Here is a 22,616-nt window from a genome sequence, read left to right as displayed (position 1 = left end):
TTTATTTTTCCTTATCTTTCCTGCCGAACCTGATCTTTACTTCTCGCTTCAGCATATAAGGCAGGATTGCTTTCATCTTATCTTCTGCCTTGTACATCTTACTGCACTCTGGATGCTCTCTGTACAGATGGATCGCATCAAATTCACATTTTGTCGTACAGACTCCGCAGCCGATACATTTATTTTCGTCTACAACCGATGCGCCACAGCTTAAACATCTTGCAGTCTCTGCTTTCACCTGCTCTTCCGTAAATGTTTTCCGTATATCTCTAAAAGAATGTCTGCTGTCGGTATCTGTGTCTTTTCCGGGTATCTGCCTGGAAGAAGTATCATAAGTATCCAAAAGAATATTTTCTTTATCCAGTTCCTTGAATTTTCTGCGGTTTCTTCCTATCGTCAGACTGCTGTTAGGCTGTACAAAACGATGGATAGAAACTGCTCCTTCTTTTCCTGCAGCGATCGCGTCAATGGCAAATTTAGGTCCCGTATAGACATCGCCGCCCACAAAAATATCCGATTCTGCAGTCTGATAGGTAAGTTCATCAGCTATCACTTTATTTCCTCTTCCCAGTTCTACTTTGGAATCTTTCAGAAGATCTCCCCAGACGATACTCTGTCCGATACTCAAAAATACATGCTCACATTTCACTGTGATCGTTTCCTTTTCATCATATGTAGGTGCAAAGCGCCCATTCTCATCAAACACAGAAACACATCTTTTTAAAACGATCCCACAGACTTTTCCGTTTTCCTGCAAAATCTCTTTCGGTCCCCATCCACAGTTTACTTCCACACCGTCTTCTTTTGCTTCACCTATTTCCTCGTCAGACGCCGGCATTTCTTCTTTGCTCTCCAGGCTAAACATTTGCACCTGGTCAGAACCACAGCGGACACTGGTCCTCGCCACATCCACCGCTACATTGCCGCCTCCAATGACAACCGTTCTGCCTTTGACTTCCATTGGCTGTTCTGCAACTGTTTTCAGGAAATCCACTGCCGTCATGACACCTTCTGCATCTTCACCCGGTATCCCGGCCATACGGCCACCCTGGCAGCCGACAGCGATATAAAACGCCTTATATCCCTGTTTTCTAAGTTCTTCTAACGTGACGTCTCTGCCAACTTCTACACCGCAGCGGATCTCCACACCCATCTTACGTATCACATCGATCTCTGCCTCTACGACATCTTTCTCTAATTTAAAAGATGGTATTCCATATACCAACATACCGCCGGGACGTTGATTTTTCTCAAACACAGTCGGTTTATATCCTTTTTCGGCCAAATAAAATGCACAGCTTAATCCCGCAGGTCCTGCTCCGATGATCGCGATCTTCTCCGTAAACAACCTTCCTGTTGTAGGCGGTACGATAGGAGGGATATAGCGTTCTTTTTCATCCAGGTCTTTTCTTGCGATGAATTTCTTCACTTCGTCGATCGCCACCGCTTCATCCACCGTACCTCTTGTACAGGCATCCTCGCACCTTCGATTACAAACATGCCCGCATACCGCCGGAAATGGATTTTCCTTTTTGATCAATGCAAGTGCATCTGTATATCTTCCTTGGGCAGCCATTTTCAAATAGCCCTGCACGGCAATGTGCGCAGGACAGGCTGTCTTGCAGGGAGCTGTTCCGGTATCGTAACAGTTGATCCGGTTGTTGTCCCGGTAGTCTTCATCCCATTTTTCCGGTCCCCATTTTACGCGATCCGGCAATTCCTGTTTCGGATAAATCACAGGTCCATCCTTTGTGCACAGCTTCTGCCCCAACTTGACCGCTCCCGCCGGACAATATTCCACACAGCGTCCGCATGCCACACAATCCTCTGCCGTTACCCGTGCCACATAAGCAGAACGAGAAAGATTTGGCGTATTAAAAAGCTGCGAGGTCCGCAGTGCATAACATACATTCACGTTACAATTACAGATGGCAAATATCTTGTTTTCTCCGTCAATATTGGTGATCTGATGTACAAAGCCATTGTCTTCTGCCCTCTTTAAGATTTCCATTACCTCGTCATATGTAATGTAGCGGCCGCCCTTATTCGTCTCTACCACATAATCCGCCATATCGCCTACAGCAATGCACCAGTCCGCCGGATCATCGGCGCATCCTTCATCAAATGTCTGGCGGGACATTCTACAGGAACAGGGGCTTGCAGCATATTTTCCTTCATACTTTTTCAGCCAGTGTGAAATATGCTCAATATCCACAGACTGATTTTCCATCTCGATCGCCTTTTCCACGGGAATAACATGCATACCGATCCCGGCTCCGCCCGGCGGCACCATAGGCGTTACTTTTTCAAGCGGCAGACGAGACATACGCTCAAAGAAACGGCCCAATTCCGGATGCTTTTCCAGCTGCTCTTTATTCATATTGGTAAACTCTGCGCTTCCCGGCACAAACATAGGCAGTACATACTGCTTTTCATGTGCCGGATTTTCCCAATTATATTCCAAAAGTCCCACAACACACATTTCATGCAGCAGTTTTTCTAGCTCTTTTTCCTCTTTTTTTGTTGCCTTCAATAATTGCCGGAAAGTCATAGGCTTACGGACTTTCATCTTCAGCGCCACTTCTGCCATCTCGTCTGTCACTACACTGGCAAGTCCCCAATATTCCGGATCCTCTACCGTCACCTTATGTCCGATCCGGTCCGTAATCTTCTGCCCTAATTTCAAAATCAGTGTCCGTTCTTCACTCATCCCTCTGCTCCCTCCTGAAACATTCTTACTTCTCTTTCAAGCCATTCACACCATTTATCTATTCCCTCTTTCGTCTTTGCAGAAATGGGAATAATCTCTGCCTCCGGGTTTCTCATCCTGATATTTTCTTTACATTTTTCCATATCAAAATCAAAATACGGCATCACATCCGTCTTATTGATCAGCACTACATCACAGACAGAAAACATAAGCGGATACTTTAACGGTTTATCGTCACCTTCTGGTACACTTAAGATCATCACGTTTTTTATCGCTCCGGTGTCAAACTCCGCAGGACAGACCAGATTTCCCACATTTTCCAAAATCACCAGATCCGTTTCCTTCGTTGTAAGTCCCTCTAACCCCTGCATTGTCATATCTGCATCCAGATGACACATACCTCCCGTATGCAGCTGGATTGTTCTGACCCCCATACTAGCAACTGCCTGAGCATCTACATCTGAATCTATATCTGCCTCCATAATACCGATACGCATCTTTTCTTTCAATTGTTCGATCGTACGGAGCAGTGTCGTTGTTTTACCAGCGCCCGGCGACGCCATCAAATTCAAAAGAAATACTTTTTCTTCTTTTAATGTATTTCTGACTTCTTCCGCCCGTCTGTCATTATCCGCAAAAACACTCTGTTTGATCTCCAGGACTCTAAATTCTTCCATTTTCTCATCCCTCCTCTTCATAATTGGTCATACCAGATTTTGTTACTTTTTTATCATTATACTATTCCGTATAAATTATGTCAATTATACAGATAAATATTGTGCAATTATACAAACAAATATTGTGTAATTATATTGAATATTAAACTTTTATAAGTACTATTATAAAATTATCAGCTTGGTATCTGGTATATCCAATTCCATTTATTGTAAACCAATACTATGTCTTCATACTTTTCATATCAAAAAATTTGGTAGCGTATGATACAACACCTCTGTTGGAAATAAAAAACACCGTATTACTACGATGTTTTTCTGTCTTTCATATAGATTTTCGCATTCCACAAACTGGCAATTTTCGAGTTCGTTTACTTAAAAATATCTTTATAATTGGGATGGTAATACACCTATAAGGTATCCGGTATCGCTGTTATCTCCAACATATTTCAACATTATACAACAAATTAACTACCTGAACGGGCTCTTAATTGGCTTAGAAATGAAATAGAAAAAATAAAATAGAATGTAATCTGTGTTTTTAGATGTAGACTTGTGGGTGTAGACTTAGTGTAGGAATAATGTAGGAGTGGTCTGTATTTCCATACATCGAACCACTCCTTACTGCTCTTAAAACTCTTTATTTTACGCTGTTTCTTAGAATTTACCTTCCTTTGCTGCTTCCTCGATACTTACAGCTACTGCAACAGTCATACCAACCATCGGGTTGTTTCCTGCTCCGATCAGACCCATCATCTCTACGTGAGCCGGTACGGAAGAAGAGCCTGCGAACTGCGCATCAGAATGCATACGTCCTAAAGTATCTGTCATACCATAGGAAGCCGGACCAGCAGCCATGTTGTCCGGATGCAGTGTACGTCCTGTACCACCGCCGGATGCAACGGAGAAATATTTCTTTCCTGCTTCAATACATTCTTTCTTATATGTTCCTGCAACCGGATGCTGGAAACGTGTCGGATTTGTTGAGTTTCCTGTAATAGAAACATCCACGCCCTCTTTCCACATGATTGCTACGCCTTCACGGACATCATTTGCTCCATAGCAGTTTACTTTGGAACGAAGTCCGTCTGAATAAGCCGTTCTGGATACTTCTTTAAGATCTCCTGTATAATAATCATATTCTGTCTGTACATAAGTAAAACCATTGATTCTAGAAATGATCTTTGCGGCATCTTTGCCAAGACCATTCAGGATAACACGAAGTGGTTTCTTACGTACTTTATTCGCCTTCTCTGCGATACCAATCGCACCTTCTGCTGCCGCAAAGGATTCATGCCCTGCCAGGAATGCGAAACAGTCTGTTTCTTCTTCCAAAAGCATTTTTCCAAGATTTCCATGTCCCAGACCTACTTTTCTCTGATCTGCAACAGAACCAGGAATACAGAATGCCTGCAGTCCTTCACCAATAGCTGCTGCTGCGTCTGCTGCTCTTGTACAGCCTTTCTTGATCGCGATCGCAGCGCCTACGATATATGCCCAGCATGCGTTTTCAAAACAGATCGGCTGAATCCCTTTGATCTGATTGTAAACATCCAGTCCAGCATCTTTTGTGATCTTCTCCGCTTCCTCCAGAGAAGCAATGCCGTAACTGTTCAATACTTCATTGATTTTATCAATTCTTCTTTCATATGATTCAAATAAAGCCATTTACTTGTCCTCCTCGTTATGAACACTTAGCATGTGTATTTTCCATGCTTACGTGCAATACATGTCGCCGCTGTCAGCAAACTCTTGTACAGGTTTGCATAACGACGCTGTCATTTTTATTGATACTGCCTGTATGTAATTACTCTTTACGCGGATCAATGATCTTCACTGCGTCATCTACACGGCCATACTGTCCCTTTGCTTTCTCCCATGCATCGTTCGGTGTATCGCCTGCTTTAATAAAATCAGTGAATTTTCCAAGGCTTACGAACTGGTATCCGATGATCTCATCTTTATCATCCAGTGCAATACCTGTTACATATCCCTCTGCCATTTCCAGGTAACGAGGACCTTTTGCCAATGTTCCATACATTGTTCCCACCTGAGAACGCAGTCCTTTTCCGAGGTCTTCCAAGCCGGCACCTATCGGAAGTCCATCCTCAGAGAATGCACTCTGTGTTCTTCCGTATACGATCTGTAAAAACAATTCTCTCATTGCTGTATTGATCGCATCACAGACAAGGTCTGTATTCAACGCCTCTAAAATAGTTTTTCCCGGAAGGATCTCAGATGCCATAGCAGCAGAATGTGTCATTCCAGAACATCCAATCGTCTCTACCAGAGCTTCCTGGATGATACCATCTTTTACATTCAGAGTCAGTTTACATGTTCCCTGCTGCGGAGCACACCAGCCGACACCATGTGTCAGACCGGAAATATCTTTGATTTCCTTTGCCTGTACCCATTTTGCTTCTTCCGGAATCGGAGCTGGTCCGTGATTAGCACCTTGAGCCACCGGACACATCATTTCTACTTCATGTGAATAAATCATGTTAAAACTCCTTTCAAATATGTATACTTTTCTACCTATACGGTACGTTGCATTTTCCGCGCAAAAACGGACGACCTTACGCCTTCTGTCGCGAAAGGTCAGCCCTGCACCATATAAAGGTATTTTCGCACAATTTTCGACATTCGTCAATCGGTACTTTATACAAGTTTGCCCTCTATCCAGGCACTTTCTCTAACATTTCAAGCAGCATTTCCAAGGCAGCCTGCACCGTTCTTTTTCGGTTTTCCATACGATCCCCTTTGAAATGACACTCCTTCACTGCTGTTTCGCCATTTACGAAACAGCCTATATAGACGAGCCCTACTGGCTTTTCTTTACTCCCGCCTCCCGGCCCTGCGATCCCTGTTGCGCTCAGCGCCGCATCTGCACCTGCCGCCTTTGCCGCTCCGCATGCCATTTCTTCTGCTGTCTGTGCGCTCACGGCGCCATAGACTGCTAATGTGTCATGCCGAACTCCTACCAGACGCTCTTTTGCCTCATTAGAATACGTCACATACCCTTCGTTTAAAACTTCTGACGCGCCTGCCGCATTGACCAATGTCCCTGCGATAAGTCCTCCGGTACAAGACTCTGCCGCAGTCACCGTCATATGCCGCCGTGCAAGTACTTCTACTACGCGTTCTTCCAGCTGCACTTTACATTCCTCCCTGGGTCAATACCTGTTTATTTTTCACAATATAATCAATCAAGGAGATCACCGTCAGCGCTAATGCTGCCCAGATAAGAACTTCCCCGATCACGTCAAATACGCCGCCGAAATCTGCGATCAAGACAATGATCATCATCATCTGAAATACCGTTTTAAATTTTCCCCAGTAACTTGCAGCGATCACAATCCCATTGTCGGACGCCACCAGGCGAAAACCACTGATGATAAATTCTCTTGCAATGATCACAATAACAATCCAAGCAGATAGTTTTTTCTGTGGGATCAGACAGATCATAGCGGAACACACAAGCAGCTTATCCGCAAGCGGATCCATAAATTTTCCGAAATTTGTCACTAGATTATACTTTCTCGCAATCTTCCCATCCAACATATCCGTAAGACTGGCGATGGCAAAAAGCGCAAGAGCAATCCATTTATTTGCATCTCCCCCTACGTCCGTCAGCATAAAAAACACAAAAAAAGGAACCATGATCACTCTCAATACTGTTAATTTATTTGGTAGATTCATTCTACTAATCCTCCTATCAAATCATACTCTACAGCGCCTGTCACCTTCACTTTCGCAAAGTCTCCGGAGAGCATTATCTCCTCTGTGTTAATAAAGATCAGACCGTCCACATTCGGAGCGTCCCGATATGTACGTCCCACATAGGCATTTTCATCTGCTACTTTGCCTTCTATCATGACCAGCACTTCTTTTCCTATCATCGCTTCTTCATTTTCAAAAGCAATTTCCTGCTGCAGCTCCATCAGCTGTGCCTGCCTTTCTTCCTTGATCTCCTCTGGGATCTGATCTGGCATAGAAGCAGCAGGTGTATCTTCTTCGGCAGAATACGTAAAGACTCCCAATCTGTCGAATTCCATCTCATCCACAAACTCCATCAGTTCTTCATGCTGTTCTTCTGTCTCCCCCGGAAAGCCTGTGATCAGCGTTGTGCGCAGACAAATATCCGGGATCTCTTTACGAAGTTTTCCAATGATTTCTTTGAGTTCTGCCTTTGTGGTTCTTCTTCCCATGCGCTTTAGCACCGCATCACTGGCATGCTGTATAGGCAGATCCAAATAGTGACAGATCTTCTTTTCTTTCTTGATCACCTGGATCAACTCATCCGTGATTTCCTCCGGGTAACAATATAACAGACGTATCCACCGTATCCCCTTGATCTCACATAATTTCTTTAAAAGCAAAGGAAGCGTTTTCTGCCCATACAGATCTTTTCCGTAAAGTGTCGTCTCCTGCGCCACTAAAATGAGTTCCCTCACTCCTTGCTCTGCCAGATATTCTGCCTCTCTTATCAGACGTTCCATCGGGATACTCCTGAAATTACCGCGTATTTTAGGAATGATGCAGTAAGTACAGTGTTTATCACACCCTTCCGCGATCTTCAAATAAGCAAAATGTCCGCCTGTAGTAACCAGACGCTTTGTGTCGACCAGAGGCAATGCGTCTTTATCTTCTAGGATCAGCTCACTTTTCCCTTGCAGAGCCTCCTCCACAGCCTCTAATATTTTATCATATGCAGTAACACCGAGTACCACATCTACTTCAGGTATCTCTTCTAAGATTTCCTGACGATATCTCTGCGCCAAACATCCTGTCACGATCAGCGCCTTTAATCTACCTTCTTTTTTGTACCTTGCCATATCCAAAATATTCTGGATGCTTTCTTCCTTCGCGTCATGGATAAAGCAGCAGGTATTGACCACGATCACATCCGCCTCTGTCTCATCATCGGTCATCTGGTACCCTTTTTCATGCAAAAGTCCAAGCATAACCTCTGTATCTACTAGATTTTTATCGCAGCCAAGAGAAATAAATAACAGCTTCATCTTCTTCTCCTTCATAGTGGAAAGGACAGATACCACATGTGCATCTGCCCTTTCTTTTTATTCTTCTGCATTTTCAGCGATAATCTTCAACTTTCCTTCATTCAGTTCTTCAATTGCTATGGAAAGCGGTTTTTCTCCGTCTTTTGCATGAACAAGCGGAAGCTCTCCGTCTATCAGTTGTCTTGCCCGTTTTGATGTCGCAAGGACGATCGAGTAACGGCTGTTTACGATCTTTGTCTCTCCTTCTTCAACATCTTTATTTACCACTTTCATCAAATCTGTATAAGATGGGTGCAGCATATTTTGTCTCCTTTCTTACTTCTTCTCAAATTTCATTCAATTCAGCTTTAATTTCCTGTATAAATTCCATGTTACGGTCACTGCGCAAATGCTCTCCCTGTATGATAGAGTGCATCTTCTCGGCACATGCTCTTAAGTTGTCATTGATGATCAAATAATCATAACACTCCATTTTTTCCGCTTCCTGTGCGGCACGCTTCATACGAGATTCTATAATCTCCATAGATTCTGTTCCTCTGCCGATCAGACGTCGTTTCAATTCTTCTATAGACGGAGGTGTAACAAATAAAAGCAATGTGTCCGGGAACTTTTCTTTCACCTTCAGAGCGCCCTGGATCTCTATCTCCAAGATCACGTCTTTTCCGGCGTCCAACATTTTTTCTACGTATGCTCTTGGTGTACCGTAATAATTTTCCACATACTTAGCATACTCTATCAGTTCTTCTTTCGCAATCATTTTTTCAAATTCATCTTTTGTTTTGAAGAAATATTCTCTGCCCTCCTGTTCGCCCGCTCTTGGTTTACGGGTCGTTGCAGACACAGACAGCGCATAGGTTTCACTGTAATTTGAAAGCAATTCCTTCATAAGTGTCCCTTTTCCAGAACCGGAAAATCCAGAAACAACGATCAAAATTCCTCTTTTTCTCATATCTTTCTCCAACTTATCTATTCTATATTTTGTATCTGCTCTCTGATTTTCTCAATCTCTGTCTTTAATCCGATCGCATAATTAGATACTTCCAGATCATTTGCCTTCGACAAGATCGTGTTTGCCTCACGGTTCATCTCCTGTGCAAGGAAATCTAACTTTCTGCCGATCCCCTCTTTTTCCTCCAGTGTATTTTTCATGTGTGAAACATGGCTTCTTAATCTGACTACTTCTTCATCCGTACAGATCTTATCCGCAAATAAAACAACTTCTGCCGCGATTCGGCTTTCCTCTATCTGTGTATCGGCAAGAAGTTCTTTGACTTTATTTTCCAATTTTTCGCGATATTCTGACACAATCTCAGGCGACCTTTCCTCAACAGATGAGAGGAGGCTCTCCATACCGACCAGTTTTTCCAATATATCTTTTTTTAAATGACGTCCTTCTGCCTCTCTTGTCTCCACCAACTGTGCAAAAGCACCGGTAAGCGCCTCTTTTAAGCCTTCCCACAATTCCTCTTCATCTTCACACTGTTCTTCCAAAGTCAATACTTCTGGATACCGCGACAATGCAGATACCTTTATATCATTTTCCAGAGAAAAATCTGTCTCCATCTGTTTTAAATACTTCAAGTATTCACCCGCAAGAGCCTGGTTATACTTTAAAGCGCCTTCTCCTTCTGACAGATTTTCATAAGAAATAAATATATCTACTTTTCCCCGGTTCGCATACTGCTTCAGCAGATTCCGGATAGCCGTCTCAAAAAAGTTCAGTTTCTTAGGCATACGGATATTGACATCCAGATAGCGATGATTCACGCTTTTTAATTCTACCGTATATTTTCTGGAGTCTTTTTGTATCTCACATCTTCCATAACCAGTCATGCTTTTTATCATATATATATCCTCTGTTTTCCTATTTTAAATTTGCGTAAAACCCCTTTCTACACTTACGATATTATACCCCCTGTAATAGGATACGGTCAACCTTCTAAAAATCTTTTTTAGTATTTTCAAAAAATATGGCTGTACACAGATAAATTTTATGCTTTTCTGATGAAAATCCAAATTTCTTATGGTATCATTTGTAGGTATAATATGAAACCTTAACCCAAAAGGCAGCCTGTAACTCTTATGAGGCCCGGCATTGTCTAATACTATATGAATTGAGGATACTATATGGCTTTTGATGGAATCGTCGTGGCAAACCTTGTCCACGAATTAAAAACAGAATTACTTAATGGAAGGATCGCGAAAATAGCACAGCCGGAAACCGATGAACTGCTTCTGACGATAAAATCTCTTGCAGGGCAAAAACGGCTTTATATCTCTGCAAGCGCCTCCCTTCCATTGATCTATCTTACTGAAACAACAAAAACAAGTCCCATGACAGCGCCCAACTTCTGTATGCTCTTGAGAAAGCATATAAACGGAGGCAGAATTGTAGATATACGACAGCCCAATCTGGAGCGTATCATCTGTTTCACAATCGAGCACTTAGACGAATTAGGCGATCTGTGCCGAAAAGATCTGATCGTAGAGATCATGGGAAAACACAGCAATATCATTTTTTGTGACGGAGACGGCAGGATCATCGACAGTATCAAGCACGTTCCTGCCCAGATGAGTTCTGTCCGTGAAGTTCTGCCCGGAAGGACCTATTTCATTCCCGATACAATGCAAAAAGCAGATCCTTTGCATATAGCAGAAAAGGAATTTATCTGTCTGCTGGCAGAAAAGCCTATGCCTCTTTCCAAAGCAATATATACTAGTTTTACAGGCATCAGCCCCGTAACAGCAGAAGAGATTGCTTTTTTATCCGGCATAGATTCCAGACTTCCTGCCAAGGATCTTTCTACGGACATCCTGCATCATTTATACACCCAGTTTTCCATTTATTTTTCTGATGTAAAAAATAAGAGTTTCACTCCCGCGATCTATTACGACGGGGAAGAGCCAAAGGAATTCTCCGCACTGCCGCTGACACATTTTTCTGCCTTAAACCGAAAAGAGTTTTCCTCTGTTTCTGCTGTATTAGAAACCTACTACGCTCTGCGCAACACACGTACCCGTATACGCCAGAAATCTGCCGATCTGCGCCATATCGTGCAGACTGCTCTGGAAAGGAACCGCAAAAAATATGACTTGCAGCTCAAGCAATTGAAAGATACGCAAAACCGTGATAAATACAAAGTATACGGAGAACTCATCCACACATATGGATACGGTCTGAAAGAAGGCGCGGAAAAATTGGATGCCCTAAATTACTATACGAATAAAATGGTATCCATTCCTCTCGACACTCAAAAAACGCCCGCTGAAAACGCACAACACTATTTTGATAAATATAACAAACAGAAACGCACCTTTGAAGCGCTCTCTCACTTGCTTAAGGAAACAAAAGAGGAGATTTTATATCTAGAGTCTATCCAGACTGCACTGGATATTGCCCTTACCGAAGAAGATTTAGCTGAGATCAAAGAAGAATTGATCCGTTCCGGTTATATGCGTCGTAAATTTACAAAGAAAAAAGTAAAGATCAAAAATCTGCCGCTCCACTATATATCCTCCGATGGTTTTCACATGTATGTGGGAAAAAACAATCTGCAAAACGACTGGCTGACCTTTGACTTTGCCGTTGGAAATGACTGGTGGTTCCATACAAAGAACGCGCCCGGTTCCCATGTGATCGTCAAATCAGAAGGACAGGAACTGCCAGATTCTACTTTTGAGGACGCAGGCCGTCTCGCCGCTTATTATTCCAGTATGAAAGGCGGAGAAAAAGTAGAAATCGACTATGTTGAGAAAAAACATGTGAAGAAACCCAAAGGCGGAAAACCCGGCTTCGTTGTCTATTACACAAATTATTCCCTCGTAATCGACAGCGACATACGAAACATTAAAAGGGCGGAGTAACATTTACTCCGCCGCTTCTTTCACTTCCACAGGCACCTGTATTTTTTCGATTTCTCCATACTTTCTGAAGACAAGTTCAATCGTAAAATCTTTTACATTTTCCCCCTGCCCATAGGAGTCATACAGACCATCCACCGCTTCTTTCATGTCTACGATCATCCTTGCCGGAAGCATTTCTTTTTTATATACATCAAAAGTCACAGGAATTTCCATATTTTCTATTGTTTCCATGTCCGGCAGTTCCAAAAGTCCAAACGCATAGATCATTTCTTTCCCCAAAAAATCTGTCAATTCTTTGCATGGAATATTTCCATACATCTGATAGCACTCTTGTCCCTCCACCTCCACAGTCTCTCCAGACAGATGAAATTCTTCCATGTGTTCTTTTGCAGACTGAAAAAAACTTTCATTGACTCCGATCTGCGCAGAAGTATCTGCTTCTTCTTTCATCCACTCTCCATAAATACTGCTGTATGTTACGTGTTTTTCTCCTTCTGTCACCTGATAAATTTCTATATCGCTGGCAACCTCCGCGCCTTTTACATGCACTTTTGCGGTTCCCTTTGCATGTCCCGCTTTTGGACGGGCAGTGGACTCCATATCCATCTCCATGGATATCCCCCTGCTGTCTACTACAGTTTCCACTCCTATATCCAGCTTCACCGTATTTGCAAAAGATTCCTCTTTCTCCATGTTTTTTGCCGCGCTGTCTACCAGCTTTTTCGATGTTTCCTGCCTGCAGCCTGTCAGGATTGTCACTCCTGTGCATAATAAAACGATCATACAAAGGACTGAAGCAATGTGTTTTTTCTTTCTATTTTGCTTCATATACTCTCTCTTTTCTAATTTCTGACAGTTTCTTGTTCCTGTCCAAGCAGATAATCAATAAACTGCTGGGCTGTCCTGCCTGTCATTCCTCCATGGGATAATTCCCACTTATTCGCTTCTAGAAGAAGCTTTTCCTCCGCCATAGTGATATTATTTGTCTTCGCCAGTTCTTTTACGATCCTCTGAAATTCTTTTTTATCCGGAGAACCAAAATAAATCGTTACGCCAAACCTTGCCACTAAAGACAGCTTTTCCTGTACTGTATCATTCGTGTGAAGTTCTTCATCTCTGTCTGCTTTATCTCTGAAAGTCTCTCTTACAAGATGCCTGCGGTTCGAGGTGGCATAGATCAAGACATTTTCCGGTTTTCGCTCCAATCCGCCTTCGATCACAGCCTTCAGGTATTTGTATTCGATTTCAAATTCTTCAAAAGACAGATCATCCATATAGATGATAAATTTATAATTTCTGTTTTTAATCTGCGCGATCACATCGTTTAAGTCTTGAAACTGATGTTTATAAACTTCGATCATACGCAGTCCCTGATCATAATATTGATTTAAAATTGCTTTGATAGAAGAAGATTTCCCAGTCCCCGCATCGCCGTAGAGGAGACAATTATTTGCGCGGCGCCCCTCCACAAACGCTTTCGTATTATCGATCAGCTTTTTCTTGGCAATCTCATAACCGACCAGATTGTCCAGATGTACATGTGCAATATTCGTGATCGGAACGATCGATGGCTTTTCTCCTTCTTCATGTTCTATCCGAAACGCCTTGTGAAGTCCTAATTTTCCTACACCGAATTCTTTGTAAAACTCCGTCAGTTTATCCTGAAATGCTTCTATTGACTCTGCTTTTCCAAGAGATCGGCTAAGGTCGCAGATCCTGTCCCGGATACGGCGGTTAAAAATCTTGCCTCCGTTATTTCCATTTTGATAAGAAAACAATACTGACAGGCACTCTGCCTTCAGCGCATTCTCCATGGGCTGAAAATCATAATCAAATAATTCTTTAAAAATAGCGAAGTCATGTTCCGCGATCGTATTGATACTGCCCTTAACTTTACCGACAATTTCGCATGAAGTGCTGTAGGCATTCTCATCATTTGCCAGCAGAAAAGTAAGATATGTATGCCATAAGTTACCCTCAAATCCATGACTTGTAGAAATTTCTAAGATTTCATTCATGCAGTCAAAAAGAAGCCCTCGCAGATCCTCTATATTATAATAACTGTTATGATAATTCTCCATTAAAAAAGTCATATCTTTTAAGACTTTTTCATAATCCATATGCTTGTACAGCATTAGTTCGTTTGTTCTCATTGTTCTTCCTCACCTGTTAATAATTCCCCAAAATTTTTAGATTTCTTGCTTCCTCTCTGAGTCCCCGGATCGCGTTCTTCACAGCCGGTTCTGCCATATTTCCCTCAAAATCAACAAAAAAACGGTATTCCCAGTTTCTCCCTTCCATAGGACGAGATTCGATCTTTGTCATATTTAAATCGTTATATATAAAATGAGAAAGGATCGTATACAGCGACCCGCTTTCATGGGGCAATTCAAAACAAATACTGATCTTATTCGCTTCTTTTAAGAATATTTTCTGATTTGTGACCACGATAAAACGCGTCGAATTATTTGGTTCGTTATTTATTTCCTCTATCAAAGATGACAGACCGTATATCTTAGCCGCATATGCGCTGCATACAGCCGCCTGTGTTTTATCCCGATCCTCCAATATCTTTTTCGCTGCGATCGCCGTATTGACCACACTGATCTGCTGCCAGTCTGCATGTTTATCCAGAAATCTGGAAGTCTGCATCAAAGCCTCTGCCTTAGAATATACTCTCTTTATATCTGTAAGAGAAGCGCCCGGCACTCCTGCAAGAGTATTGGTAATGGGGATGACCGTCTCTGCCACAATATAATTTTCAAATTCATCCAACAGATCATACATCTCGTTTACTGCTCCCGCGGAAGAATTCTCAATAGGTAACACTGCATAGTCTGCGGCACCTTCCTCTATCGCCTCCATTGCATCACGAAATGTCCGCACATGAAAACTATTTACGTTTTTCCCGAAATATTTCTGCATTGCTGCCTGTCCATAAGCCCCTTCCACCCCTTGAAAAACAACTCTGGCAGAATCTTTTTCAAGGGAATCCACCTGAATAAACGGCAATCTTCCAAGTGCCCCTGCCGAAACAAGCTGCTGATACTGCAGTTTTCTGCTCATGGACATAAGCTGTTGATACAGCTCCTGGATTCCTTTTTTATTAAATTCCCCGGATACTTTGGACGCCACATCTGTTAGTTTATTTTTCTCCCTTGTACGGTCAAATACCTTTCGTCCAGACTGGATCTTAAATTCCCCGACTTCACTGCAGACCTGCATCCGTTTTTCATATAATTGAACGATCTCATCGTCGATCTTATCTAATTGATCTCTTAATTCCTCAAGTGTTGCCATCCTTTTTCTCCTTTTTCAAAAACTAAATCACATTATAATACATTTCAGGCATAAAATCTACGTTTCTAACTCATACTTTTTCTTATGAAGAATAAATTTATCTTATGCGGCACCCTTGGATGGTGCATGGAAATCCTTTTTACAGGGCTTCATTCCCTGCAAAACAAAGAGCATACCCTTACGGCGCATACTTCTATCTGGATGTTCCCAATCTATGGCATGGCATGTCTTTTAGCGCCTGTCTGTCGTCTGTTAAAAGGGAGAAATCCCCTCCTGCGCGGAAGTATATATGCCTGCTGTATTTTCGCCGGAGAGTATACGACCGGTATGATCTTGAAAAAGCATCACGCCTGTCCCTGGGATTACACAGACTCTCGTTTTAATGTAAACGGCGTGATACGCTTCGACTATGCCCCGCTTTGGTTTGGAGCCGGTCTTATTTTCGAGAAATTCCTGTCCTAGATCTTGTAAATCCCCTGTTCTGAAGCTTGAAAATTTCCAGTTGAAAATCTTTTATAGATAGTATATTATTAGAGGAAGGAAATTTTCCCGCAGGTCTTTCTTCTAAGACTTGTGTTTTCAGACAGGGAGGTTACATATATGAATATCACGGAATGTATTAAAACTCGAAGAAGTATCCGCAGATACAAACCGGATCAGATCGATCATTCTATTATGGATTCTATTATTTCAACTGTTTCTTATTCCCCTTCTTGGAAAAATACCCAAATCACCCGTTATATTTTAATTGAAGACACTTCTATTTTAAAGCAGATTGCTGATCAGTATATGCCTGCATATAATTCTAAAATCATCAGCCAGGTCCCTATGCTGGTCGCACTGACTTTTATAAAAGGGCGTTGTGGTTATGAACGGGATGGTTCTTTTTCTACCCAAAAAGGAGACCGCTGGCAGATGTTCGACGCAGGTATATGCGCGCAGTCCTTCTGTCTCGCCGCAAAAGAACAGGGTCTGGGAACTGTGATCATGGGAATTTTCGATGAAGATGGGATTGCAAGCCTTCTTGACATTCCTAAAGAACAGGAGCTGGCTGCTCTGATCGCAGTCGGATATCCAGCCATAGAACCTGAAGCTCCTCAACGCAGATCCCTGGAAGAATTGCGCACATACAGATAAAAAACTACCGGCTGTTACCGGCAAAAATAGGAGGATATTTTATTTATGAGACATTTAATGAGTCCATTGGATTTTTCTGTGGAAGAACTGGACAAACTGTTGAATCTGGCACAGGATATTGAAAAACATCCTGAAAAATACGCACATGCCTGCGCCGGAAAGAAACTTGCCACACTGTTTTATGAACCGAGTACACGTACTCGTTTGAGCCACGAGGCGGCTATGCTGAACTTAGGCGGCAGTATCATGGGTTTTTCTTCTGCTGACTCCAGTTCTGCCGCAAAAGGGGAAAGTGTGTCTGATACGATCCGCACAATTTCCTGCTATGCAGATATATGTGCTATGCGTCATCCTAAAGAAGGTGCCCCAATGGTAGCCAGCCAACATTCCTCGATCCCAGTCATCAATGCCGGGGATGGCGGACATCAGCATCCTACGCAGACCCTGACTGACCTCTTGACAATCTTAAACGTCAAAGGACGGCTTGACAATATGACCATCGGTCTGTGCGGCGACTTAAAATTCGGACGTACCGTTCATTCTCTCATCCATGCTCTTGTGCGCTATCCCGGCATCCGTTTTATTCTTATTTCACCAGAAGAGTTGCGCCTGCCTGGATATATGCGTCACGATGTATTGGATAAACTGAACATTCCTTATAAAGAGGTTGTCCGTCTGGAAGAAGCTATGCCTGAACTTGATATTTTATATATGACACGAGTCCAAAGAGAGCGCTTTTTCAACGAAGAAGATTATGTTCGCATGAAAGATTTCTATATATTGGATCAAAAGAAAATGCGCCTGGCTCCTTCTGACATGTATGTTCTCCATCCGCTTCCGCGTGTCAATGAAATAAGCGTTGAAGTGGATGACGATCCCAGAGCAGCATATTTTAAGCAGGTGCAGTACGGCGTTTATGTGCGCATGGCTTTGATCCTCACTCTGCTTGACATTCATGTAGACTAACGTAAAGGAGATAATTATGGTTAAAAATACTTTAAATGTAGGACGTATTTCTGAAGGTTTTGTACTCGACCATATTGAGGCCGGCAAAAGTATGGAAATCTACAAATATTTGCATTTGGATAAATTAGACTGTTGTGTCGCGATCATTAAAAATGCAAAAAGCACAAAAATGGGAAAAAAGGATATTATGAAGATCGAATGCCCCATTGACTTCATGGATCTGGATATACTTGGATTCATCGATCATAACATCACAGTAAACATCATTGAGAATGAAGAGATCGTGTCTAAAAAAGAACTTCATCTTCCAAAAGAGATCACCAATGTCATCCGCTGTAAAAACCCGAGATGCATCACTTCCATTGAACAAGGCCTAGATCATGTTTTCGTCCTGACAGATGAAGAAAAACAGACATACCGTTGTAAATACTGCGAAGAAAAATATAGTTTGTAATTATATATTTAACGAAGCAACAAGAAGTGAGAAAAGAACAGCTCATACCCTGTTTACATGCAAGCATGACACAGGGTATGAGCTGTTCTTTTTCATTCGGCGATAGCCGATAGCAAAATGAAGCGTAAGCGGAATTGAGCTAACACTACGGAAGTATTCGAAAGAATGATTGTGTGATAACTGTATATTAAGCAAGACGATAAGCCGGGTTATGTCGTTGGACAATCATCTATCTAGGCCCAGCGTCGCCGCGGGGCTCAAGCGACTTACCTGAAGCGTGACGGGCCGCCACATCGCTTCTGTCTAGTCTTGCTTCGGATGGGGTTTACATATGCCCTTCCTGTTACCAGCAAGGCGGTAGTCTCTTACACTGCCTTTCCACCCTTACCAGCTGACAGTTCCCAGGTATACCCTGAAAACGCTCACTGGCGGTTTATTTCTGTTGCACTTTCCTTGGAGTCACCTCCACCGGACGTTATCCGGCATCCCGCCCTATGAAGCCCGGACTTTCCTCGTCTGCTGCCTGCGCAGTCAGCCGCGATTGTCTGTCTTACTTAACACAATTTCAAATTATACTATAACTTCCTCTGCATGTCTACCCCTTCATCCACGATCAATGCTGTTCCGTCCGCCGCTGTCGTCGCCAGTGTATCACAGCGTTCATTCTGTGGATGTCCGTCATGCCCCTTTACCCAGCAAAAACGCACCTGATGCTTCTCCTTAGCAGACAGCAGCCTCTTCCACAGATCTATATTTTTTACCGGTTCATTTTTTCCTCGTTTCCAGCCCTTTTTCAGCCAACTGTCCACCCAGTGCTGATTAAAAGCATCTACCACATATTTTGAATCCGAATATACCTCCACTTCACACGCACGGTTCAGTGCCTCCAGTCCGGCGATCACCGCCATCAGTTCCATCCGGTTATTGGTCGTGCGGACATACCCCTGCGATAACTCTTTTATATGCAATTCTCCTTTTGTATCTACATACTCCAGTACGGTTCCATATCCCCCCGGTCCATCTGGGTTCCCCCGTGCAGCGCCATCTGTATATATTTTCACAAGCATACGCTTTATTCCTTTCTTTTCACTGATTCATTCTACAGTTCATTCTCTATTCTAAAGAAAATGTCTGTCCTTCTTTTTCTATGATCTGGATCTTATCCAAATACTCCTTTGTGCACTGCTCAAGAGACAGCCTGTGAAAAATATCATACTCTTCCCAAAAATGCATCGGGAATACCACTTTTGTATCTGTTCTTTTCATAAAGCAGTCCAATCCTAAACAATACTGTTCTCCTAGTCTGGGATCCACTGGTACAAAGGCAACATCTATTTTCTCTTTCTGCAGTTTATTAATCTCCTGCTGATAAGATCTTCTCATCTGTGTGTTATACTTCTGGGTTTCTCCTTCCCAATGCCACCAGTTTAAATCCCCTGCATGATAGATCGTTTTCCCCGCATAATGGAGCAGAAAAGCCACCCCTTCATCTGTAGAACGCAGTGTCTCTATCCTAAGTCTTCCTATCCTTCTTTGCTCTCCCGGACTTACAAAGAGAATGTTGCCTTTCTCATTTACCTGTATATCGGCAGAAAGAATATACTGGATCTTCGGAATCGTTTCCTGCAGTATAAAAATCTCTTTCTGAAAATGATCGTAATGCGCATGGCTTGCAAATACATAGAACTCCTTTTTCGTATCGATCTTCGGAAGCTCCCCCTTATAATAATCAAACAGGAAATACGCTGTTTCCATTTCAACAAGAAAACCACTGTGTGCTAAATATAGTACTTTCATCATATCTTCATTGTCTCCACTATCTGCACCAATTCCGGAAGGATATATTCCAATCCTTCTTTTGCTGCTTTTGCACTGTCCGGAAGGTTCACGATCAGCGTCTTTTTTCTGATGCCGGCAGCACTGCGATCTAACAGCGCTTTTTTGGAATATCGGATCATATATGCCCGTACCGCTTCCGGTATTCCGGGGAGCAGCCTGTCCGCAGCCTCTGCCAGGGCATCCGGCGCACAATCTGAAGCCCTGTATCCGCAGGCTCCCGTTGTCAGTATCAGATCTACGGCTCCTGTGTCCGCAAGCTTGCGCAGGACAGATGACACTAACGCTTTTTCCTGTGGAAGGGCTCCCACTGCTTTTACTTCAAACCCCACCTGAACAAGCATTCTCTTCATCGCTGCTGCTGCCGCACTTTCTGCCTTTGCTTTATACATACCTGTATCCACTATAAATATTGCTGCTTTCATCTTTTTGTACCCCTTTCTATACTTTTGTTCTCCCCGTTTGTCTGTCTTCACTCTCCCAAGATCCGTCTGACCGTCTTTTCTGCCTCTCTGTATATTTCATCCCTCGATGAGTCCAGATAAAACTCTCCGTCTCGATACAGTACTTTTCCCGCGATCATTGTCATCTTTACATTCTGCTTGCTGCCGCTGTATACCAAATTTTTCTCGATGTGCTGCATAGGCTGCATGTTCGGCTGTTTTAGATCGATCAAGATCATATCTGCCTTTTTCCCGACTTCCAGTGTATCACATTCCGTCAGCCCCATAGCATGTGCTCCATTTACAGTCGCCATTTTAAGCACTTCCAACGCAGGCACCGCCTCTGGATCCTCACAGACAACTTTCTGCAGCCCCGTTACCAAAAACATCTCCCGGAACATATCCAGGCAATTGTTGCTTGCCGGTCCGTCTGTCCCGATAGCAATAGGAATCTGCATATCAAGATACTTTTTGATCGGGGCAATACCGCTTGCCAGCTTTAAATTAGATGCCGGATTGGTCACGATATAGAGCCCTCTGTTTTTTACAACATCAAAATCCGCATCTTCCATATGCACGCCATGAAAAAGTCCGCCACCGTACTGGAACAAGCCTAAAGAATCCATATAAACAGGAGGGGTCATCCCCGTTCTGTTTTTACAGTCCTCGACTTCCTGCTTTGTCTCCGAACAATGAACATAAACAGGCGCTTTATACTTAGCGGCAAGGGCTGCGATTCCTTCCATCTTCTCCCTGGAGGTCGTATACTCTGCGTGAAAACCTAACTGATAAGAGATGAGCCTGGACTTGTCCTGATTATATGTCAGATAGTCTGCTTCCACCTGCTCTATTGTCCCGCCAAAATCATTAATGCTTTCGCAGAATACATTTCGAAAACCTGCATCCTGCGCTGCGCGTGCACCGTCTGCCCGGTACATGTACATATCGAACATGGCGGTTATCCCGCTTGTCAGATATTCCAGGATTGCCAGTTTAGTAAGCCAGTATACATCTTCCCCCGTAAGGCACGCCTCCGCCGGAAAAACCTTCTTATGTAGCCAGTCATCCAGCTTCATATCATCTGCATGCGATCTTAAAAAAGTCATCGCAGAATGTGTATGTGCATTTTTGAATCCCGGCATCAATAGATTCTGCTCCCCATCGATCTCCAGATCCCATTTTCTGTTTTCTTCGTTCCTAGGCTGTCCTACATAAACGATTCTATCGTCTTCTATCCAGACTTCTCCGACTATCCTCTTCCTGCCTTCCTCCATCGTCAAAATCTGCACATTATAAATTCTTGTGTTCATCTTCATTTTCTCCCTCATGCAGCTTTATAATAATCTTTGTCACGAGCCGTTCAAATTCCTCTGCTCGCTTATCCGCCACTGCCTGTACATCCAGATGACTCAATTCTTCTGTCGAAATCCCGCTCGCCATATTGGATATGCAGGATATGCCGCACACACATATACCTGCATGCCGTGCCGCCAGCGCCTCGCATGCAGTACTCATTCCCACAGCATCCGCACCAACGGCAGCATACATTTTGATTTCCGCCGGACTCTCAAAATTAGGGCCGCTCGTCTGTACATACACTCCTTTTTGAAGTGGAATCTTTTCTTCTTTTGCTGTCCTTGCGATCACTTCCTGTAATTCTTTATCATAAATCTGTGTCATATCCGGGAAACGCTCGCCTAATTCTTCTATATTTGCTCCAATCAAGGGAGACGGTACAAAGCTAGATATCTGATCTGTTATCATCATGAAATCGCCGACTGAAAAGTTCTGATTGATCCCGCCTGCGGCATTTGTCAGAAATAAAGCTTTTATGCCCATCATCTTCATCAGGCGTACAGGCAAGACAACTTCCTCCATGGAATACCCTTCATAATAATGTACTCTGCCTTTCATCACCATAGCCGGAGTATCTCCTATGTAGCCCAAAAGGAATCTTCCGTCATGTCCCTGCACTGTAGAAACTGGGAACTCCGGGATATCTCCATATGGTATCTCGCATTCTACTTTCATATTTTTTGCATATCCACCAAGTCCGGAACCGAGTATCAGCCCCACTTCCGGTTTAAAATCTGTCACTGACCTACAGTATTCATAGCAACGTTTTATCCGTTTATATTGTCTGCTCATGTGCTTTCACTCCTTTTTTCAGCTTATAAGTATTGTACTACATAATGATCATTTTCACCATAA

23 protein-coding genes and 1 other RNA gene are annotated in these 22,616 nt (G+C 43.0%); 5 read left to right on the top strand and 19 right to left on the bottom strand.

The window, feature by feature from the left end; translation table 11 throughout:
* Position 1 precedes the first annotated feature (1 nt).
* The 10 genes from WKT01_RS00260 to WKT01_RS00215 form a co-directional block, all read right to left on the bottom strand.
* A complete protein-coding gene (locus WKT01_RS00260; protein ID WP_059069370.1) occupies positions 2–2,710 on the bottom strand; it encodes an FAD-dependent oxidoreductase in 2,709 nt (902 codons plus the stop codon).
* Positions 2,707–3,387 carry a hydrogenase nickel incorporation protein HypB gene (gene hypB / locus WKT01_RS00255; RefSeq protein ID WP_059069369.1) on the bottom strand — a complete coding sequence of 227 codons (681 nt, stop codon included), beginning with the start codon at positions 3,385–3,387 and terminating at the stop codon, positions 2,707–2,709. The genes WKT01_RS00260 and hypB overlap by 4 nt, the downstream gene beginning before the upstream one ends.
* 654 nt (positions 3,388–4,041) lie before the next feature.
* Positions 4,042–5,052 (bottom strand): GGGtGRT protein, encoded by a 1,011-nt coding sequence (locus WKT01_RS00250; RefSeq protein ID WP_059069367.1) that lies wholly within the window; start codon positions 5,050–5,052, stop codon positions 4,042–4,044.
* 139 nt (positions 5,053–5,191) lie between these two features.
* Complete coding sequence (locus WKT01_RS00245) at positions 5,192–5,884, bottom strand: iron-sulfur cluster assembly scaffold protein (RefSeq protein WP_059069365.1); 693 nt, start codon at positions 5,882–5,884, stop codon at positions 5,192–5,194.
* 175 nt (positions 5,885–6,059) lie between these two features.
* A complete protein-coding gene (locus tag WKT01_RS00240; RefSeq protein WP_059069364.1) occupies positions 6,060–6,539 on the bottom strand; it encodes a CinA family protein in 480 nt (159 codons plus the stop codon).
* Between the two features lies 1 nt (position 6,540).
* A complete protein-coding gene (pgsA, locus tag WKT01_RS00235) occupies positions 6,541–7,083 on the bottom strand; it encodes a CDP-diacylglycerol--glycerol-3-phosphate 3-phosphatidyltransferase (protein WP_117974300.1) in 543 nt (180 codons plus the stop codon).
* Positions 7,080–8,405: a 30S ribosomal protein S12 methylthiotransferase RimO gene (gene rimO, locus WKT01_RS00230; RefSeq protein WP_059069361.1), complete on the bottom strand. Its 1,326-nt coding sequence runs from the start codon at positions 8,403–8,405 to the stop codon at positions 7,080–7,082. The genes pgsA and rimO overlap by 4 nt, the downstream gene beginning before the upstream one ends.
* A gap of 57 nt (positions 8,406–8,462) precedes the next feature.
* Entirely contained in the window at positions 8,463–8,705 is a 243-nt protein-coding gene (gene rpoZ / locus WKT01_RS00225) for a DNA-directed RNA polymerase subunit omega (protein WP_059069359.1), read from the bottom strand.
* A 25-nt stretch (positions 8,706–8,730) separates the two neighbouring features.
* Positions 8,731–9,354: a guanylate kinase gene (gene gmk, locus WKT01_RS00220; RefSeq protein ID WP_059069357.1), complete on the bottom strand. Its 624-nt coding sequence runs from the start codon at positions 9,352–9,354 to the stop codon at positions 8,731–8,733.
* Positions 9,355–9,371: 17 nt separating this feature from the next.
* Positions 9,372–10,250 carry a YicC/YloC family endoribonuclease gene (locus tag WKT01_RS00215; protein ID WP_270395957.1) on the bottom strand — a complete coding sequence of 293 codons (879 nt, stop codon included), beginning with the start codon at positions 10,248–10,250 and terminating at the stop codon, positions 9,372–9,374.
* Between the two features lie 282 nt (positions 10,251–10,532).
* Between WKT01_RS00215 and WKT01_RS00210 the strand changes: the two genes are divergently transcribed.
* The gene (locus WKT01_RS00210; protein WP_270395959.1) at positions 10,533–12,269 is read left to right on the top strand and encodes an Rqc2 family fibronectin-binding protein; all 1,737 of its coding nucleotides are present in this window, start codon (positions 10,533–10,535) and stop codon (positions 12,267–12,269) included.
* 3 nt (positions 12,270–12,272) lie between these two features.
* Here the strand turns inward: WKT01_RS00210 and WKT01_RS00205 are convergent, their stop codons facing one another.
* Genes WKT01_RS00205 through pheA form a run of 3 tightly spaced genes read right to left on the bottom strand, consistent with a single transcriptional unit; the run spans position 12,273 to position 15,569 of the window.
* Complete coding sequence (locus WKT01_RS00205) at positions 12,273–13,097, bottom strand: DUF6612 family protein (protein WP_117974308.1); 825 nt, start codon at positions 13,095–13,097, stop codon at positions 12,273–12,275.
* A gap of 14 nt (positions 13,098–13,111) precedes the next feature.
* Entirely contained in the window at positions 13,112–14,422 is a 1,311-nt protein-coding gene (locus tag WKT01_RS00200) for an ATP-binding protein (RefSeq protein WP_270395961.1), read from the bottom strand.
* Positions 14,423–14,438: 16 nt separating this feature from the next.
* Positions 14,439–15,569 (bottom strand): prephenate dehydratase, encoded by a 1,131-nt coding sequence (pheA, locus tag WKT01_RS00195; protein ID WP_117974312.1) that lies wholly within the window; start codon positions 15,567–15,569, stop codon positions 14,439–14,441.
* An 84-nt stretch (positions 15,570–15,653) separates the two neighbouring features.
* Between pheA and WKT01_RS00190 the strand changes: the two genes are divergently transcribed.
* The 4 genes from WKT01_RS00190 to WKT01_RS00175 all read left to right on the top strand — a co-directional run bounded on the left by WKT01_RS00190 (position 15,654) and on the right by WKT01_RS00175 (position 18,126).
* Positions 15,654–16,031: a putative ABC transporter permease gene (locus WKT01_RS00190; RefSeq protein ID WP_082667535.1), complete on the top strand. Its 378-nt coding sequence runs from the start codon at positions 15,654–15,656 to the stop codon at positions 16,029–16,031.
* Between the two features lie 138 nt (positions 16,032–16,169).
* Positions 16,170–16,706: a nitroreductase family protein gene (locus WKT01_RS00185; RefSeq protein ID WP_340311287.1), complete on the top strand. Its 537-nt coding sequence runs from the start codon at positions 16,170–16,172 to the stop codon at positions 16,704–16,706.
* Positions 16,707–16,751: 45 nt separating this feature from the next.
* A complete protein-coding gene (pyrB, locus tag WKT01_RS00180) occupies positions 16,752–17,672 on the top strand; it encodes an aspartate carbamoyltransferase (RefSeq protein ID WP_059069342.1) in 921 nt (306 codons plus the stop codon).
* Between the two features lie 16 nt (positions 17,673–17,688).
* On the top strand, positions 17,689–18,126 hold the full coding sequence (locus tag WKT01_RS00175; protein WP_059069339.1) for an aspartate carbamoyltransferase regulatory subunit: 438 nt from the start codon (positions 17,689–17,691) through the stop codon (positions 18,124–18,126).
* Positions 18,127–18,310: 184 nt separating this feature from the next.
* Here the strand turns inward: WKT01_RS00175 and rnpB are convergent.
* From rnpB to WKT01_RS00145, 6 genes are all read right to left on the bottom strand, one after another.
* An RNA gene (gene rnpB / locus WKT01_RS00170) (RNase P RNA component class A) lies at positions 18,311–18,683 on the bottom strand.
* 18 nt (positions 18,684–18,701) lie between these two features.
* Complete coding sequence (rnhA, locus tag WKT01_RS00165) at positions 18,702–19,193, bottom strand: ribonuclease HI (RefSeq protein WP_340311286.1); 492 nt, start codon at positions 19,191–19,193, stop codon at positions 18,702–18,704.
* 46 nt (positions 19,194–19,239) lie between these two features.
* On the bottom strand, positions 19,240–19,926 hold the full coding sequence (locus WKT01_RS00160; RefSeq protein ID WP_340311285.1) for an MBL fold metallo-hydrolase: 687 nt from the start codon (positions 19,924–19,926) through the stop codon (positions 19,240–19,242).
* Complete coding sequence (locus WKT01_RS00155) at positions 19,923–20,387, bottom strand: MogA/MoaB family molybdenum cofactor biosynthesis protein (RefSeq protein ID WP_117974351.1); 465 nt, start codon at positions 20,385–20,387, stop codon at positions 19,923–19,925. Before WKT01_RS00155 ends, WKT01_RS00160 begins: the two co-directional genes overlap by 4 nt.
* Positions 20,388–20,434: 47 nt before the next feature.
* Positions 20,435–21,715 (bottom strand): amidohydrolase, encoded by a 1,281-nt coding sequence (locus WKT01_RS00150; protein WP_117974318.1) that lies wholly within the window; start codon positions 21,713–21,715, stop codon positions 20,435–20,437.
* Positions 21,696–22,553 carry a purine-nucleoside phosphorylase gene (locus WKT01_RS00145; protein WP_340311284.1) on the bottom strand — a complete coding sequence of 286 codons (858 nt, stop codon included), beginning with the start codon at positions 22,551–22,553 and terminating at the stop codon, positions 21,696–21,698. The genes WKT01_RS00150 and WKT01_RS00145 overlap by 20 nt, the downstream gene beginning before the upstream one ends.
* Between the last annotated feature and the right edge of the window lie 63 nt (positions 22,554–22,616).

It is taken from the genome of Mediterraneibacter sp. ICN-202921, from assembly GCF_037890075.1.
Classification (GTDB): domain Bacteria; phylum Bacillota; class Clostridia; order Lachnospirales; family Lachnospiraceae; genus Mediterraneibacter; species Mediterraneibacter massiliensis.
The sequence above is the reverse complement of the archived record's forward strand: the minus strand, read 5'-3'. Positions and strand labels throughout refer to the sequence as shown.

Excerpts from the sequence above, each read along its gene's own strand:
- WKT01_RS00260 (WP_059069370.1), bottom strand. The coding sequence starts at position 2,710 with ATGAGTGAAGAACGGACACTGATTTTGAAATTAGGGCAGAAGATTACG.
- hypB (WP_059069369.1), bottom strand. The coding sequence starts at position 3,387 with ATGGAAGAATTTAGAGTCCTGGAGATCAAACAGAGTGTTTTTGCGGAT.
- WKT01_RS00250 (WP_059069367.1), bottom strand. The coding sequence starts at position 5,052 with ATGGCTTTATTTGAATCATATGAAAGAAGAATTGATAAAATCAATGAA.
- WKT01_RS00245 (WP_059069365.1), bottom strand. The coding sequence starts at position 5,884 with ATGATTTATTCACATGAAGTAGAAATGATGTGTCCGGTGGCTCAAGGT.
- pgsA (WP_117974300.1), bottom strand. The coding sequence starts at position 7,083 with ATGAATCTACCAAATAAATTAACAGTATTGAGAGTGATCATGGTTCCT.
- rimO (WP_059069361.1), bottom strand. The coding sequence starts at position 8,405 with ATGAAGCTGTTATTTATTTCTCTTGGCTGCGATAAAAATCTAGTAGAT.
- rpoZ (WP_059069359.1), bottom strand. The coding sequence starts at position 8,705 with ATGCTGCACCCATCTTATACAGATTTGATGAAAGTGGTAAATAAAGAT.
- gmk (WP_059069357.1), bottom strand. The coding sequence starts at position 9,354 with ATGAGAAAAAGAGGAATTTTGATCGTTGTTTCTGGATTTTCCGGTTCT.
- WKT01_RS00215 (WP_270395957.1), bottom strand. The coding sequence starts at position 10,250 with ATGATAAAAAGCATGACTGGTTATGGAAGATGTGAGATACAAAAAGAC.
- WKT01_RS00210 (WP_270395959.1), top strand. The coding sequence starts at position 10,533 with ATGGCTTTTGATGGAATCGTCGTGGCAAACCTTGTCCACGAATTAAAA.
- WKT01_RS00205 (WP_117974308.1), bottom strand. The coding sequence starts at position 13,097 with ATGAAGCAAAATAGAAAGAAAAAACACATTGCTTCAGTCCTTTGTATG.
- WKT01_RS00200 (WP_270395961.1), bottom strand. The coding sequence starts at position 14,422 with ATGAGAACAAACGAACTAATGCTGTACAAGCATATGGATTATGAAAAA.
- pheA (WP_117974312.1), bottom strand. The coding sequence starts at position 15,569 with ATGGCAACACTTGAGGAATTAAGAGATCAATTAGATAAGATCGACGAT.
- WKT01_RS00190 (WP_082667535.1), top strand. The coding sequence starts at position 15,654 with ATGAAGAATAAATTTATCTTATGCGGCACCCTTGGATGGTGCATGGAA.
- WKT01_RS00185 (WP_340311287.1), top strand. The coding sequence starts at position 16,170 with ATGAATATCACGGAATGTATTAAAACTCGAAGAAGTATCCGCAGATAC.
- pyrB (WP_059069342.1), top strand. The coding sequence starts at position 16,752 with ATGAGACATTTAATGAGTCCATTGGATTTTTCTGTGGAAGAACTGGAC.
- WKT01_RS00175 (WP_059069339.1), top strand. The coding sequence starts at position 17,689 with ATGGTTAAAAATACTTTAAATGTAGGACGTATTTCTGAAGGTTTTGTA.
- rnhA (WP_340311286.1), bottom strand. The coding sequence starts at position 19,193 with ATGCTTGTGAAAATATATACAGATGGCGCTGCACGGGGGAACCCAGAT.
- WKT01_RS00160 (WP_340311285.1), bottom strand. The coding sequence starts at position 19,926 with ATGATGAAAGTACTATATTTAGCACACAGTGGTTTTCTTGTTGAAATG.
- WKT01_RS00155 (WP_117974351.1), bottom strand. The coding sequence starts at position 20,387 with ATGAAAGCAGCAATATTTATAGTGGATACAGGTATGTATAAAGCAAAG.
- WKT01_RS00150 (WP_117974318.1), bottom strand. The coding sequence starts at position 21,715 with ATGAACACAAGAATTTATAATGTGCAGATTTTGACGATGGAGGAAGGC.
- WKT01_RS00145 (WP_340311284.1), bottom strand. The coding sequence starts at position 22,553 with ATGAGCAGACAATATAAACGGATAAAACGTTGCTATGAATACTGTAGG.